At 65.9% G+C, this 14903-nt stretch carries 11 protein-coding genes; 9 read left to right on the top strand and 2 right to left on the bottom strand.

The genetic code is table 11. The annotated features are described in order from the left end of the window. The first annotated feature begins 202 nt into the window (after nucleotides 1-202). The 7 genes from oxlT (AC1DP9_RS18510) (at nucleotide 203) to AC1DP9_RS18480 (ending at nucleotide 10613) form a co-directional block, all read left to right on the top strand. Complete coding sequence (oxlT, locus tag AC1DP9_RS18510) at nucleotides 203-1534, top strand: oxalate/formate MFS antiporter (protein ID WP_092299750.1); 1332 nt, start codon at nucleotides 203-205, stop codon at nucleotides 1532-1534. Then, nucleotides 1531-2442 carry a LysR family transcriptional regulator gene (locus AC1DP9_RS18505; protein ID WP_092299753.1) on the top strand — a complete coding sequence of 304 codons (912 nt, stop codon included), beginning with the start codon at nucleotides 1531-1533 and terminating at the stop codon, nucleotides 2440-2442. The genes oxlT (AC1DP9_RS18510) and AC1DP9_RS18505 overlap by 4 nt, the downstream gene beginning before the upstream one ends. 237 nt (nucleotides 2443-2679) lie before the next feature. Beyond that, complete coding sequence (locus AC1DP9_RS18500; protein ID WP_092299756.1) at nucleotides 2680-2892, top strand: hypothetical protein; 213 nt, start codon at nucleotides 2680-2682, stop codon at nucleotides 2890-2892. Between the two features lie 535 nt (nucleotides 2893-3427). Continuing rightward, nucleotides 3428-4747: an oxalate/formate MFS antiporter gene (gene oxlT, locus AC1DP9_RS18495; RefSeq protein WP_477108156.1), complete on the top strand. Its 1320-nt coding sequence runs from the start codon at nucleotides 3428-3430 to the stop codon at nucleotides 4745-4747. Between the two features lie 137 nt (nucleotides 4748-4884). After that, a complete protein-coding gene (locus AC1DP9_RS18490; protein ID WP_477108155.1) occupies nucleotides 4885-6627 on the top strand; it encodes an NADH-ubiquinone oxidoreductase-F iron-sulfur binding region domain-containing protein in 1743 nt (580 codons plus the stop codon). Then, nucleotides 6624-9488, top strand: a complete 2865-nt coding sequence (gene fdhF / locus AC1DP9_RS18485) for a formate dehydrogenase subunit alpha (RefSeq protein WP_477108154.1) — start codon at nucleotides 6624-6626, stop codon at nucleotides 9486-9488. The genes AC1DP9_RS18490 and fdhF overlap by 4 nt, the downstream gene beginning before the upstream one ends. Before the next feature lie 108 nt (nucleotides 9489-9596). Further along, nucleotides 9597-10613, top strand: a complete 1017-nt coding sequence (locus tag AC1DP9_RS18480; RefSeq protein WP_092299768.1) for a zinc-binding alcohol dehydrogenase family protein — start codon at nucleotides 9597-9599, stop codon at nucleotides 10611-10613. Nucleotides 10614-10706: 93 nt separating this feature from the next. Here the strand turns inward: AC1DP9_RS18480 and AC1DP9_RS18475 are convergent, their stop codons facing one another. Continuing rightward, on the bottom strand, nucleotides 10707-11609 hold the full coding sequence (locus AC1DP9_RS18475) for an alpha/beta fold hydrolase (RefSeq protein WP_255370947.1): 903 nt from the start codon (nucleotides 11607-11609) through the stop codon (nucleotides 10707-10709). Between the two features lie 288 nt (nucleotides 11610-11897). Beyond that, nucleotides 11898-12515: a TetR family transcriptional regulator C-terminal domain-containing protein gene (locus AC1DP9_RS18470; RefSeq protein ID WP_477108153.1), complete on the bottom strand. Its 618-nt coding sequence runs from the start codon at nucleotides 12513-12515 to the stop codon at nucleotides 11898-11900. A 283-nt stretch (nucleotides 12516-12798) separates the two neighbouring features. Here AC1DP9_RS18470 and AC1DP9_RS18465 point away from each other — a divergent pair, with 283 nt between their 5' ends. Both AC1DP9_RS18465 and hmgA read left to right on the top strand, forming a co-directional pair. Further along, the gene (locus tag AC1DP9_RS18465) at nucleotides 12799-13182 is read left to right on the top strand and encodes a helix-turn-helix domain-containing protein (RefSeq protein WP_092299777.1); all 384 of its coding nucleotides are present in this window, start codon (nucleotides 12799-12801) and stop codon (nucleotides 13180-13182) included. 381 nt (nucleotides 13183-13563) lie between these two features. After that, the gene (hmgA, locus tag AC1DP9_RS18460) at nucleotides 13564-14898 is read left to right on the top strand and encodes a homogentisate 1,2-dioxygenase (RefSeq protein WP_477108152.1); all 1335 of its coding nucleotides are present in this window, start codon (nucleotides 13564-13566) and stop codon (nucleotides 14896-14898) included. Nucleotides 14899-14903 lie beyond the last annotated feature (5 nt).

Raw genomic sequence — 14903 nt, 5'->3', positions numbered from 1 at the left:
GCAATCTATAAAGGATCGTCAATGATCATAATAAAAAACTTTATGCTTTGCGTATCTAAGTTTGAAGTAGCATCAATCAGCAATGCAACGTGCCGCAATGTCAGGCGCGCTCATTCAGTAGTGAAGTAGGGCGTCCCCACGCAGGTCTGCCCACCAGTCGCGCCGTCAGAGCGCGAGACACACTAATGTAAGGAGACACGACATGGCGCACCCGCACGCGGCAGGCCCCGCCTTTGGCAACGGCAATCTGGACGGGCAGGGCGGCTTGCTCCGCAATCGCTGGTTCCAGCTCTTCATCGGCGTCCTTTGCATGGGCCTCGTGGCGAACCTCCAGTACGGCTGGACGCTGTTCGTGACGCCCATGAATGCGCGTCATCACTGGGGCGAGTCCCCCATCCAGGTCGCCTTCTCCATTTTCATCGTCACCGAAACCTGGCTCGTGCCGGTAGAGGGCTGGCTCGTGGACAAGTTCGGCCCGCGCCCCGTGGTGGCCGTGGGCGCGCTGTGCGCCGGAGCAGCCTGGGTCATGAACTCGTTCGCCACCTCGCTGCCGATGCTCTACGCGGCGGCCGTCGTGGCCGGTATCGGCGCGGGCGGCGTCTATGGGACGTGCGTGGGCAACGCGCTGAAGTGGTTCCCGGACAAGCGCGGCCTGGCCGCCGGGCTGACCGCSGCCGGCTTCGGCGCGGGCTCGGCGCTGACCGTGATCCCCATCGCCAACATGATCCAGAAATCGGGCTACGAGCACGCGTTCTTCACGTTCGGCATCTTGCAGGGCGTGCTGATCTTCATCCTGGCGATGTTGCTGGTCAAGCCGAAGCCGCCCAAGGGGCTCGTCGCCGGCAAGGCCAACCTGACCAACCCCGTGGCGCTGACGCCGGGCCAGATGGTGCGCACGCCGGTGTTCTGGGTGATCTACGCATCGTTCGTGGCCGTGGCGGCAGGCGGCATCATGGCCACTGCGCAGCTCGGCCCCATCGCCAAGGACTTTGGCTTCGCGTCGATGCCGGTCACGCTGCTGGGCATGACGCTGCCGCTGCTGACCATGACGCTGTCCATCGACAACCTCTGCAACGGGCTGACGCGCCCGCTGTGCGGCCTGATCTCCGACCGCATCGGCCGCGAGAACACCATGTTCTTCATCTTCATCGGCGAAGGGCTGTCGCTGATCGGGCTGATGGAATTCGGACACAACCCGTACTGGTTCATGTTCTTCGCGGCGCTCACCTTCCTGTTCTGGGGCGAGATCTTCTCGATCTTCCCGGCGCTCTGTGCCGATACGTTCGGCAGCGAGTACGCCGCAGCCAATGCGGGCACGCTCTATACGGCCAAGGGGACGGCGGCGATGCTGGTGCCGCTGGCCTCGGTGTTGTCGCATCGTGGTGGCTGGAGCCTGGTCTTTACGGTGGCGGCCGTGCTGACCGTGGCAGCGGGGCTGTCCGCCAAGTTCCTGTTGCAGCCGATGCGCCGGCGCTTCATCACCGGACACGCGGCAACCCATCCCACCATGCAAGGACAAGGAGCGGCACCATGAATGTTTCGCTTCCCCAACTGAAGGCCTTTGCTGCGGTTGCGCGCCAGAAGAGCTTCACGCGCGCGGCGGCGGAGCTCGGCCTGACCCAGTCGGCCATCAGTCGTAGCGTGCGTGAGCTGGAGGAGGAAATCGACCAGCGGCTGTTCGACCGCACCACGCGCCAGGTGGAGCTGACCGACGCCGGCGAGCATCTGTCCCAACGGATCTGCCATCTGATCGAGGAAGTCGAGCAGACGCTGCGCGAGAGCCACGGCACCGGCAAGCCCAGCCAGGGCACCGTGCATATCGCCACCGATCCGGTCTTGTCGTCGATGTCCATGCCGATGTGGGTGGCCGGCTGCCGTACGGCATGGCCCGGCATCGGCATCACGCTGCGCGACCGCTCGCACGAATGCGTGCTGCAAAGTGTGCGCAGCGGCGAGGTGGACTTCGGCATCGCCAGCAACCCGGTGGCCTGCGACGACCTCTATTGCGAACCGCTCTATATGGACCCGCTGCACGCGGTGCTGCCCTCCGGGCATCCGCTGGCGGCGCGCGAGTCCCTCGGCTGGGGCGAACTTGCCGATGCCTCGGTGCTCTCGCTCGACCATAACTCGGGCGTGCAGCCCGCCGTGGAGCGTGCGCTGGCCACCTATCACGTACGGCCCGGCGCCTTGCAACTGCTCGGGCATTTCTCGGCGATTTTCGGCATGGTGGCGATGGGGCTCGGCATCGGCGTGGTGCCGTCGCGCACCCAGGCCGCCGGTCTGGCGCCCGCGGCCGTGCTGCGGCCCTTGCGGCCCCAGGTCAACAACAACGTGATGCTGGTTCGAAGGAAGGCGCGCTCGCTCAAGCCCAACGCGGCGGCGGTGTGGGACAACCTGCGTGGCCAGGAGTACGAACAGGGCCAGATGAAGAAAGCGGGGTAGGGCCGTGAATCGGATTCATCTGATGCAGCGCCGCAACGTTTTTTGCGCTGAATAAGGCGCTATTTCCCTCGAATTCGAGAGTCGTTCTCGCAAGAAGCGATCCACAACGCACCCCACGGGGTGCGTTGTTGTTTTTAGTGCCAATCTTCTATTGATATATCACATACAGGATATTTACAGACCTCGCGGTGCAGCATATACTGAAGACTCATTGACCTACCTCATTCAGGAGTTTTCATGCACGCCGCACAGCTTTCCCTCATCGCCCTCGGTCTGATTGCCTCGGGTGTTTCCGTAACCTGGCTGATTGCCACGCGCCTGCCGATGGGTCTGCTGACCACCGCCGGTGACCATGGCCGCTTTGCCGGCCTCGGCTCGGATCAGGCAGTGGACGGGATCGGCCGTGCGACGCCTGCCGCTGGCGCGCGCCCGCAGTTCGCCCACGCGTAAGCCAGTTGGGTTCGAAGGCAGGGAGCTTGTAGCGGCCGGCAACTCCCTCCCAGCAGTCGTCGTACTCATCGGCCGTATCTTTCGTTTCCCCCTCGCTTCATCCCCCGCCTGATCCAGCCTGACCCCGCCTGACCCCGCGTTTCCCGGCTTTTTCCTCGCCTAGGACTTTCCCTAGGACATCTCTTTTCCGCTCGCATTGCAGTATCCCAGGTGCTGGCCGTCAGGCCGCGCCATTGATCTGGCGTCGCCCGCTAAGTCATTGATCGGCAACGAACCGAGCGCCGTTTCGCGGCATGGTTTGATGCGCCCGGCGCACCACTGCCAGCCTCGCTCCGGGCGGCGGTGGTCTGAGTCGTATCGGGCAGAAAAACTGGTCACCTGAAAACGGCTTGACTTGGGTGATATACCACATACTGTATAGCACTAGAGCGGCGAGCCACTCTACGAAAACATCTAGAAAACGATAGCGGTACACAGAGGCATCGAATCAGATGCCCATCCACAACGGCGGCGATGACCGCCAGAAGGAGACACCATGGAACTACAGCAAAGCGCGTCCACGTCACGATTTGCGTCCCCATGGACGCAGCTCGTATTCGGCGTTATCTGCATGGCGATGATCGCCAACATGCAATACGGCTGGACCCTGTTCGTCAATCCGATCGATGACAAATACCAATGGGGCCGCACGGCCATCCAGGTGGCGTTTACGATTTTCGTGGTCACGGAAACGTGGCTGGTGCCGATCGAGGGCTATCTGGTCGACAAGTACGGCCCGCGCCCGGTGGTGGTGGGCGGCGGCCTGCTCTGTGCGATTGCATGGGCGCTGAACTCGGTGGCGTCGTCGCTGCCGCTGCTGTACTTCGCTGCGGCCATTGGCGGCGTCGGGGCCGGCGCGGTGTATGGCACCTGCGTGGGCAATGCGCTCAAGTGGTTCCCCAACCGGCGCGGGCTCGCGGCGGGGATTACGGCGGCCGGTTTCGGCGCGGGCTCCGCGCTGACCGTGGTGCCCATCGCCAACATGATCAAGACCAGCGGCTACGAGAGCACCTTCCTGACCTTCGGGCTGGGGCAAGGCATCGTGGTGGTGATCCTGGGCCTGGCGCTCTATCCGCCGTCGGCCAAGATCCTCTCCGACGTGAAGAGCACCCTGAAGGCGGCTGCTACTTATAATGCGTCGCCGCGCCAGGTGCTGTCCTCGCCGATCTTCTGGGTCATGTACGCGATGTTCGTGATGATGGCCGCCGGCGGGCTGATGGCCACGGCGCAGCTGGGCCCCATCGCCAAGGATTTCGGGCTCCATGACTCGCCGGTGTCCATCCTCGGGCTGACGCTGCCGGCGCTGACCTTCGCGCTGACCATCGACCGCGTGCTGAACGGGCTGACCCGGCCGTTCTTCGGCTGGATCTCCGATAACATCGGCCGCGAGAACACCATGTTCCTGGCCTTCGCGGTGGAGGCGGTCGGCATCCTGCTGCTGTCCAAGTACGGGCACAACCCGGTGGCGTTCGTGATTCTGACCGGCGTGGTGTTCTTCGCCTGGGGCGAGATCTACAGCCTGTTCCCGGCCACCTGTGGCGACACCTTCGGCCCCAAGTTTGCGGCGACCAACGCCGGCCTGCTGTACACGGCCAAGGGCACGGCCGCGCTGCTGGTACCGTTCTCGAGTGTGATTACCGCCGCCACCGGTGACTGGCACGCGGTGTTCATGCTGGCCTCCGGCATGGCGGCGCTCTCGGCGGTGCTGGCGATCTTCGTGCTCAAGCCGATGCGCGAGGCCCATGCCCGGAAGTACGTCAACGATAGTTCGGCGCCGCCGATGGGCTATCGGGCCGTGCCGGACGACCTGACCTGACCTGACCTGAGCCGAGCGCCGGGTTAGACAGAAGGGGCCCGCCATCGCGGGCCCCGTGCGTCTGGCGATGCCGGGCGTATCATCAGACCAGCCGGCAGCATAGCCGGCGCGCAACACAGCAACCGACAGGATTCCCCATGAACCAGGTTGTGATTCCGATTGTGGTGGAGGGCGGGGGACGCGAGCGGAAGCGCCGCCAGCCCAAGGGCCGGCAGGTGGATCCGGCGGCACTGTCCGAGGTGCGCCAGCTGCTGGGCGATGCCCCACGCCGCCGCGATCTGCTGATCGAGCATCTGCACGCCATCCAGGACCACTACGGTCAACTGGCCACCCCCCATCTGGCCGCGCTGGCGCAGGAAATGCGCATGGCCCAGACCGAAGTCTTCGAGGTGGCCAGCTTCTATCACCATTTCGATATTGTCCGAGAGGACGCCGACGGCCATATCGCCGCCCCGGCGGCGCTGACCGTGCGCGTCTGTGAGGGCATCGCCTGCGAGATGGCCGGCGCGCCCGCGCTGCTGGAACGCCTGCCGGCGTTGCTCGGCACCGATGTCCGCGTGCTGGCCGCGCCCTGCATCGGCCGCTGCGAACGGGCGCCGGCCGTGCTGGTAGGCCAGCATCCCGTGGATGCCGCCACGCCTGCTGCCGTCCAGGCCTGCGTGACGGCCGGCACGGTGCGCGATGACCCCCAACCCTACCTCGGCTATGACGACTATCGCGCCCAGGGCGGCTATCGCCTGTTGCAGGCGCTGGAGCAGGGCGATACCAATGCGGATGCGCTGATCGCCGTGATGGAGAACTCGGGCCTGCGCGGGCTGGGCGGGGCGGGCTTTCCCACCGGCCGCAAATGGCGCATCGTCCGGGCTGAGCCGGCGCCGCGCCTGATGGCCGTCAATATCGACGAAGGCGAGCCGGGCACGTTCAAGGACCGCGTCTACCTGGAGCGCGATCCCCACCGCTTCCTGGAGGGGATGCTGGTGGCCGCACGCGTGACCGGCGTGGCCGCCATCTATATCTACCTGCGCGATGAGTACGCGGGCTGCCGTGCCGTGCTGACCGAGGCCCTGGCGCAACTGCGCGCCGCGCCGCCCGTGCCCGGCCTGCCCGAGATCCACCTGCGGCGGGGCGCCGGCGCGTATATCTGCGGCGAAGAGTCGGCCATGATCGAATCGATCGAGGGCAAGCGTGGCATGCCCCGGCTGCGTCCGCCCTATGTGGCGCAGGTCGGGCTGTTCGACCGGCCCACGCTCGAGCACAACTTCGAGACCCTGTACTGGGTGCGCGAGATCGTGGAGCGCGGCCCGGAGTGGTTCGCACGGCAGGGCAGGCATGGTCGCAAGGGTTTGCGCTCGTTCTCCGTATCCGGCCGGGTGCGGCATCCCGGCGTGCATCTGGCGCCGGCTGGCATCACCGTGCGGGAGCTGATCGACGAATACTGCGGCGGCATGCTGGACGGCCACGCCTTCTACGGCTACCTGCCGGGCGGGGCGTCCGGCGGCATCCTGCCGGCGGCGATGGGCGATATTCCGCTCGATTTCGACACCTTGCAGCCACATGGCTGCTTTATCGGCTCGGCGGCTATCGTGGTGCTGTCCGACCACGACCGGGCCGTCGATGCCGCGCGCAATCTGATGCATTTCTTCCGCGACGAGTCCTGCGGGCAGTGCACGCCGTGCCGTGTGGGCACGGCCAAGGCGCTCGACCTGATCCGGCAGCCGGCAGCGGCGTGGGACCTGGCCGCGCTGGCCGACCTGTCCGCCGTGATGCGTGACGCATCGATCTGCGGGCTGGGGCAGGCCGCGCCGAATCCCGTCGATTGTGTGATCCGCTACTTCCCGCATGAACTCACATCCGTCGCTCCTCCGGAGGGCCAGCCATGAATGCACTGACCCGCGCTGAAGTCGCGCTCGTTCAGGCGTCGTCCGATACCGAGGTCACCTTCCGGCTCGATGGCCGGGACGTGACCGCCCGCCCCGGGGAGTCGCTGCTGCAGGTGGCGCGTCGGGAAGGCATCGAGATTCCGCATCTTTGCTACAAGGATGGGCTGGATACGGCCGGCAACTGCCGCGCCTGTATGGTGGAGATCGATGGGGAACGCGTGCTGGCGCCGTCGTGCTGCCGCGCGCCGGCCAATGGCATGACGGTGCACACGGACTCCGAGCGTGCCCGCCGCGCGCAGCGCATGGTGCTGGAACTGCTCCAGTCCGACATGCCGGAGACCGCGTACACGCGCCATAGTGAACTCGACCAGTGGTCGGCCCGGCTCGAAGTCGGCAAGCCACGCTTCGCCCCGCGCGAGGCGGTGCCGGCTGACCTGTCGCACCCAGCCATCGCCGTCAACCTCGACGCCTGCATCCAGTGCACGCGCTGCGTGCGTGCCTGCCGCGACGAACAGGCCAATGACGTGATCGGGCTGGCATTTCGCGGCGATCATGCGCGCATCGTCTTCGATATGGCCGATCCGATGGGCGTCAGCACCTGCGTGGCCTGTGGCGAGTGCGTGCAGGCCTGCCCGACCGGCGCGCTGATGCCGGCACGCAACGTGGCGCTGGCGGTGCCCGACCGCGAGGTGGATTCGGTCTGCCCGTATTGCGGCGTGGGCTGCCAGCTCACGTACCACGTCAAGGACAACCGCATTTTGTTCGTGGAAGGGCGTGATGGCCCGGCGAACCACAATCGGCTCTGCGTGAAGGGGCGCTACGGCTTCGACTACGCCCAGCATCCGCACCGGCTGACGGTGCCGCTGGTGCGGCGCGAAGGCGTGGCGAAATCCGGCGACATCGTGCTGGATCCCGATCGCGTCATGGAGGTATTCCGGGAAGCCACCTGGGAAGAGGCGCTGGCGCTGGCCGCCGGCGGGCTTGCGCGCATCCGGGACACGCTGGGTGGCCGCGCACTGGCGGGGTTTGGCTCGGCCAAGGGCAGCAACGAGGAAGCCTATCTGTTCCAGAAGCTCGTGCGGACCGGGTTTGGCAGCAATAACGTCGATCACTGCACGCGGTTGTGCCATGCCTCATCGGTGGCGGCGCTGCTCGAAGGGATCGGCTCGGGCGCGGTGTCCAATCCGGTGATGGATGTCGGCAAGGCCGAGGTGGTGCTGCTGATCGGCGCCAATCCCACGGTCAACCATCCGGTGGCGGCCACCTGGATCAAGAATGCGGTGCGCAACGGTACGAAGCTGATCGTCGCCGATCCTCGCCGATCGGATCTGGCGCGCTTTGCGCACCGTTTCCTCCAGTTCCAGGCCGATACGGACGTGGCGCTGCTGAACGCGATGATGCATGTGATTGTGGAGGAAGGACTTGTCGATCCCGAATTCATTGCCTCGCGCACGGCCGGCTACGAGGCGCTGGCGGCCAATGTGGCCCCGTACAGCCCCGAAGTCATGGCCCCGGTCTGTGGCATCGACGCGGAAACCATCCGCGAGGTGGCCCGGCTCTATGCCACCTCGAAGGGATCGATGATCCTGTGGGGCATGGGTGTGTCCCAACACGTGCATGGCACCGATAACGCGCGCTGCCTGATCGCGCTGGCGCTGATGACGGGCCAGATCGGCCGGCCGGGCACGGGTTTGCATCCGCTGCGCGGGCAGAACAACGTGCAGGGCGCGTCCGACGCGGGGCTGATCCCGATGATGTTCCCGGACTACCGGCGCGTGGATGACCCCGCCGCCAATGCCGCCTTCGAGGCGCTGTGGGGCATGCCGCTGGACAAGCAGCCGGGCCTGACCGTGGTGGAGGTCATGCAGGCTATCGAAGCGGGTACCGTGCGCGGCATGTACATCATGGGCGAGAACCCGGCGATGTCCGACCCGGACGCCCAGCACGCGCGCGAGGCGCTGGCCGCGCTCGACCATCTGGTGGTGCAGGACATCTTCCTGACCGAGACCGCCTGCCTGGCCGATGTGGTGCTGCCCGCCTCGGCCTTCCCCGAGAAGACCGGCACGTTTACCAATACGGATCGCACCGTGCAGCTTGGCCGGCAGGCCATCGACCCGCCCGGGCAGGCGCGTCAGGACCTGTGGATTCTGTGCGAACTGGCTGCGCGGCTCGGGCTGCCCTGGGACTACGGGCATGCCACCCGCGATGCGGCGCCCGTGGCCTTGGTTTTCGACGAAATGCGACACGCGATGCCGAGCATCGGCGGCATGACGTGGGCGCGGCTCCAGCGCGAGCATGCGGTGACCTATCCCTGCAAGACGGAGGGAGATCCAGGCGAGCCGGTGATCTTTACCGACACGTTCCCGACCGTAAGCGGACGCGGGCGATTCGTGCCGGCAGACATCATCCCGGCGGCGGAGCGTCCGGATCAGGAATATCCGACGGTCCTGATCACGGGCCGACAGCTCGAACACTGGCATACGGGCAGCATGACGCGCCGCGCCGGCGTGCTCGACGCCATCGAGCCCGATCCGGTGGCGCTGGTCCATCCGCTCGATCTGGCGGCACTCGGCGGCAAGCCCGGGGACGTGGTCACGCTGGCGTCCCGGCGCGGCCAGGTGGTGCTCTACGCGCGCGCCGACGATGGCACCCCGCGCGGTGCCGTGTTCGTGCCGTTCTGCTATTACGAGGCGGCCATCAACAAGCTGACCAACCCGGTGCTCGACCCGTTCGGCAAGATTCCGGAGTTCAAGTACTGCGCGATCCGGATGACGCTGGGCGGCGCCGTGCCCGAGCAGCTGAGCTTCGGCGGTGGGCAAATCCTGGATTCGCTGGCCGGTGCATTGGCCTTGCCCGGATGATTTTCCGAAAATTCGTGAAAGTGATTGCGGATTCATCTGGCTAATCAGGGCAATCCGAAACGGTTAGGATGCAGGCATCCCCTCGATACGTTGGAAAGGATGCCTGCAATGAAAGCCATTGGACTGACCCGTTACCTGCCGATCAGCGACCCCCAAGCGCTGGTGGATGTGGCAATCGACAAGCCCGCCGCTTCGGGCCACGACCTGTTGGTCAAGGTGGAGGCGATCGCCGTGAACCCGGTGGACACCAAGGTCCGCGCGCCCAAGGACAAGGTCGAAGATGCCCCGCGCGTGCTGGGCTGGGATGCCGCCGGCACCGTGGCCGCCGTGGGCCCGGACGTGACGCTGTTCAAGGTCGGCGACCCGGTCTTCTATGCGGGCAGCATCACGCGGCCCGGCGCCAACAGCGAATTTCACCTCGTCGATGAGCGCATCGTCGGCCATAAGCCAGCATCGCTGGACTTCCCCAACGCCGCCGCGCTGCCGCTGACGGCCATCACCGCCTGGGAGGCGCTGTTCGATCGCCTGGGCGTGTCGCCAAAGGGCGACGATGCCGGCCGTTCGGTGCTGATTATCGGCGGGGCAGGGGGCGTGGGCTCCATCGGCATCCAGCTGGCCAAGGTGCTGGGCGGGCTGACGGTCATCGCCACGGCCTCGCGGCCGGAATCGGAAGCCTGGTGCCGCCGCCTGGGCGCCGACCATATCATCGACCATCGTGCCGACATCCCCGCGCAACTGCGCAAGCTTGGGTTTGACGCGGTGGATTACATCCTCTGCTTCAACGACACCGATCGCCATTTCCCGGCGATGGCCGAAGCCATCGCGCCGCAGGGCAAGATCTGCTCGATCGTCGAGAACGCGAGCGAACTGCCGGTGGGCGCGCTGAAGAGCAAGAGCGCGACCTTCGTCTGGGAGTTCATGTTCACCCGTGCGATGTTCGGCACGCCGGACATGATCGCGCAGCACCGCCTGCTCAACGAGGTGGCACGGCTGATCGATGCGGGACGCCTGCAAACCACGGTGGGCGAGAACCTGGGCACGATCAACGCGGCCAACCTGCGCCGCGCCCACGCGCAGCTCGAAGGTGGCCAGACTATCGGCAAGCTGGTGCTGTCCGGGTTCTAATCTGCAATTAACCGCCAAGTCGCGGGCGCGCCATAAACGAGGGCCGGGGCTGCTGACGCAGCACCCGGCCCTTATTGTCTATATAGAAGGGGGTTAGCTGAGAGGACGAGCGGCGACCGCGCGCGCGAGGCTTCGCACTGGGTTCTCCCCAACCAGTCCCGCCACGAAACTGACCACTTCGGTCGCCACGGCCTTGTCCTGCAGGATGCGCCGATGGCCGAGTCCGGTCGTGGTCACCAGCTGCGCCGCCGGCCACGCGCCTGCGATGGCGGCGCCGTCTTCCCAGCGCACTTCCTTGTCGTCGCGGTCATGGATTACCAGCGCCGGCGGCACCGGCCGCGTGCGCCCCACATCGGGCACGTTGAACGTCGCCCAGGACGTGCCGAGCCACTGCTCGCTCTGCTGCCGCATGCGCGCAAGGATGCCCGGCGCAATGCCGAGCTGCCAGGCGAGGGCGGCGCAGGATTCGCCCATATCAGCGGGCGAGCCGATCATCACCGCGCCGCGCACCGGCAAGCCTTCGCGTATCGCCTGCGCGGCGGCGGCACCGCCCAGCGAATGGCCGACCACTGCATGGACCGGCCCGACCTGCCAGGCCGCGGCCAGCAGCGAGCGTGCCATCTCCAGCAAGGAGGTCTGGTTCGGCCCGCGTGCGCCGGCGTCGGAGGCCCCGTGAGATAGCGCATCAAACGCCACCACGCGCATCCCGGCGCCCAGCAGCGCATGGACCAGCGCATGCCACTGGCCGGCATGACCGCCCCAGCCATGGGCCAGCAGGACCACCGGCCCTTCGGTGCCCCAGCGGTAGACGCGCACACGCCGGCTGATGCCCTGGCCGGTGACCAGTGCCCATTCGCTGCGCGCGGCATCGATCAGGCGCAGTGCATCCGGGCTCGACTTGGCGCGGGGCGGCGTGAACCATAGGCGCTCCAGCGCGCGGGCGGTGCCCCCCGGATGGAGGAGGCTCGCGGCCTGCCACCGCAGTCTGAGCCACATGGGCGGCCCCCTGCGGACGGTGGAAACGGGTTCCGCATGCGTCACATGATGTGACCCAGCGGCGCGTGGCGTGGATGAGGAAAACAGCACTTGCGGCACGGCGAACACCTCCAACCGATGGCTTGCCGGCGAAATCGGCCAGCTTCGCTGGCTTCCCGCCTGTTTTTTTATGATTCACGACCGACCAGTCGTGCTATTTTTCGGGCAATAAATGACGACGAAAATGCCGTCTGACACACTGCGTTCGTGCCCGGGAACGCCGTGGTGTGAAGCCGCCGGCGAGCCGTTTCAGGCGTCGGCCGGGGCGGTTTCCCGCGTGGCTCGGGCGTCGTCGAGCAGCCGGGCGAACGCGCGCCGGGCCATCGCCTCGGCATCGCTGCGCGCCATCAACTTGAACGATGTCTGGAACGACATACCAATCCCGGCCATCTCGAACGCAAACTGGCGCGGGTCCACATCGGTCCGGAGATCGCCTTCGTCCATCGCGTCGGTAATCACGCGGCAGATGGTGCTGTGCCAGTCCTTGAAGGCCTGCACGACCCTGTCACGAATGACGCCAGGCTTGTCGCGGTACTCCTGGGAGAGCGCCATGAACAGGCAGCGCCCCTCCGTCACCGTGGCACCTAGCCAGTCCATATAGCCGTCGAACAGCGCCTGCAGGCGGCGTGCGCCGCGCGGCTGGCGCATCGCCGGACGTACGACGACATCGTTGAAACGCTCCGCCGCGCGCTCGAGCACGGCCTCCTGCAGCGCCTCTTTCGAGCGGAAGTGCGCGTAGAGCCCGCTCTTCGACATATTCGTGTCCGCGGCCAGCGTGGCGAGCGAAAGCTGCTCGAACCCCACGCGCGCGGCGGAAGCGAGTGCCTGTTCGATGATCGCGGTACGGGTGAGCTGGCCTTTTTGCATGAGGTTGAGAATAGCACGACCGGTCGGTTTGTCAACTTGCCTTATTCCACACATCGTTGATACTGAAGTGACGTCAACGCAAAGCGTGCGTTGTCGTTATGAGGAGGCGGGGAGAGGAAGTTGTGCTGTATCCGCCTTTTGGAGGAGGTTCCGGTGGGCGAGATCAAGCCATCATAAGAAATCTGTAAAAGTGTTCCAAACATGACCTTACGGAACGCTTTACGTGCTCTATACTCGAATGCACGTCCGCGCACTTTTTTTTCACTGGTGACTGGAGACCGACATGAACAGTACAGCCGTGCCAAGAGGCGCTAGCGAACCGTTCCGGCAACTGCGGGCGTTGCGTCGTGCGCGCAAGCTCAAGCAGGAGGACGTCGCCCGTAAGGCGGGAATTTCCCGGGAAGCCTATCTTCGGGCCGAATCGGGGCAAGCCGATCCACGCATGTCCACGTTCCTGGCGGCCTGTGAGGCGCTGGGGCTGGAAGTGGTGCTGGCCCCGCAGCATCTGGCAGCCGACGTCAACGCATTCATCGCCAGCCGCAATGGCGGCGTTACAGCAGCCTCGATGGCCGGCCAGCCGGCCGGCTCGGCTCCCGCGGCAGCGCCGCAGGGGCAGGGCGGGTTCGGTTCCGGACCCAGCACCGGGGAGGGCCACAAGCCCATGTAACACCGCCAGTCCACGGGCCTGGGGGCACCCGCCCACATGGTCTGCGGATAGCAAGACCACCGGGCATTTCCGGCGCGGCTAATCCGCCGCGCTGGCAATGCCCGGTCCTTCATGCGATCGCGCCCGCGATCCCCAGCCGCTGCCATTGCGCCGCGTGCTTTTTCGTGCACATCTCGCTGCGCGTCTTCTGATTTCCGTTTCGCCTTTTCCATCGGCAGTGATGTAACCGGCCGCCGGGTCGCCTATTGTCGTCCTAGGACCGACTCAGGGTCGTTCCCGGTTTGACACGTCCATCCGTCATCATTACGATATGCGAAATTGATTTCACCATTCGTAATTTGTCGAACGACGAATACGATCCGGGGCACGAGAGGAGACTTCATGACCCAGACTCAACTGAACGAAGCCATGGCGGACGTCTCGGTGGCCGGCTATCTGTCCGGCTTCGCCAACGAATTCGCCACCGAGGCACTGCCCGGCGCGCTGCCCGTGGGCCAGAACTCGCCCCAGCGCGTGCCATATGGCCTGTACGCCGAGCAGATCTCGGGCACTGCCTTCACCGCGCCGCGCGCTCACAACCGGCGCGCGTGGCTGTACCGCATCCGCCCGGCCGCCATGCATCAGCCGTTCAGCCGCCTGGAGCCGGGCCGCTGGCTGAGCCGTTTCGACGAGGTGCCGCCGTCGCCGAACCAGCTGCGCTGGAGCCCGCCGGCGATGCCGACCGCGCCGACCGACTTTATCGACGGCATCGTGACGATGGCCGGCAATGGCAGCCCCGAAGCGATGACCGGCTGCGGCATCCACCTGTACCTGGCCAACCAGTCGATGCAGGACCGCTTCTTCTACAACGCCGATGGCGAGATGCTGATCGTGCCGCAGCAAGGCCGTCTGTTGCTGTCGACGGAAATGGGCCGGCTGGCGGTGGAGCCGCAGGAGATCGTCGTGATTCCGCGCGGCGTGCGCTTCCGCGTGGACCTGCCGGACGGCACCGCGCGCGGCTATATCTGCGAGAACTACGGCGCGCTGTTCAAGCTGCCGGACCTCGGCGTGATCGGCTCGAACGGGCTGGCCAATCCGCGTGACTTCCTGACGCCGGTGGCGAGCTACGAAGACCGCGAGGGCAAGTTCGAACTCGTCGCCAAGTTCCAGGGCAATCTCTGGCAGGCCGAGATCGACCATTCGCCGCTCGATGTGGTCGCGTGGCACGGCAATTACGCGCCGTACAAGTACGATCTGCGCCGTTTCAACACGATCGGATCGATCAGCTACGACCATCCGGATCCGTCGATTTTCCTCGTGCTRCAGTCCCCGTCGGACACGCCGGGCGTGGACACCATCGACTTCGTGATCTTCGGCCCGCGCTGGCTGCCCGCGCAGAACACGTTCCGTCCGCCCTGGTTCCACCGCAACGTGGCGAGCGAGTTCATGGGCCTGATTTCGGGCGTTTACGATGCCAAGGCCGAGGGCTTTGCACCGGGTGGCGCCAGCCTGCACAACTGCATGAGTGGCCATGGCCCCGATGCGGAAACCTTTGAGCGCGCCTCGGGGGCTGACACGAGCCAGCCGCACCACATCACCGACACCATGGCGTTCATGTTCGAGACGCCGGGCGTGATCCGCCCGACGCCGTACGCGGCCCAGTCGGYGCTGCTCCAGCATGACTACTACACCTGCTGGCAAGGCCTGAAGAAGCATTTCAACCCGAACGTGCGCTGATTTCC

This window comes from Cupriavidus sp. 01L43 (assembly GCF_056399925.1).
Note: the sequence above shows the minus strand (reverse complement) of the source record. Positions and strands in the feature narration are given on the sequence as shown.

Coding starts and splice junctions, on each gene's coding strand:
- AC1DP9_RS18505 (WP_092299753.1), top strand. CDS start 1,531: ATGAATGTTTCGCTTCCCCAACTGAAGGCCTTTGCTGCGGTTGCGCGC.
- AC1DP9_RS18500 (WP_092299756.1), top strand. CDS start 2,680: ATGCACGCCGCACAGCTTTCCCTCATCGCCCTCGGTCTGATTGCCTCG.
- oxlT (WP_477108156.1), top strand. CDS start 3,428: ATGGAACTACAGCAAAGCGCGTCCACGTCACGATTTGCGTCCCCATGG.
- AC1DP9_RS18490 (WP_477108155.1), top strand. CDS start 4,885: ATGAACCAGGTTGTGATTCCGATTGTGGTGGAGGGCGGGGGACGCGAG.
- fdhF (WP_477108154.1), top strand. CDS start 6,624: ATGAATGCACTGACCCGCGCTGAAGTCGCGCTCGTTCAGGCGTCGTCC.
- AC1DP9_RS18480 (WP_092299768.1), top strand. CDS start 9,597: ATGAAAGCCATTGGACTGACCCGTTACCTGCCGATCAGCGACCCCCAA.
- AC1DP9_RS18475 (WP_255370947.1), bottom strand. CDS start 11,609: ATGTGGCTCAGACTGCGGTGGCAGGCCGCGAGCCTCCTCCATCCGGGG.
- AC1DP9_RS18470 (WP_477108153.1), bottom strand. CDS start 12,515: ATGCAAAAAGGCCAGCTCACCCGTACCGCGATCATCGAACAGGCACTC.
- AC1DP9_RS18465 (WP_092299777.1), top strand. CDS start 12,799: ATGAACAGTACAGCCGTGCCAAGAGGCGCTAGCGAACCGTTCCGGCAA.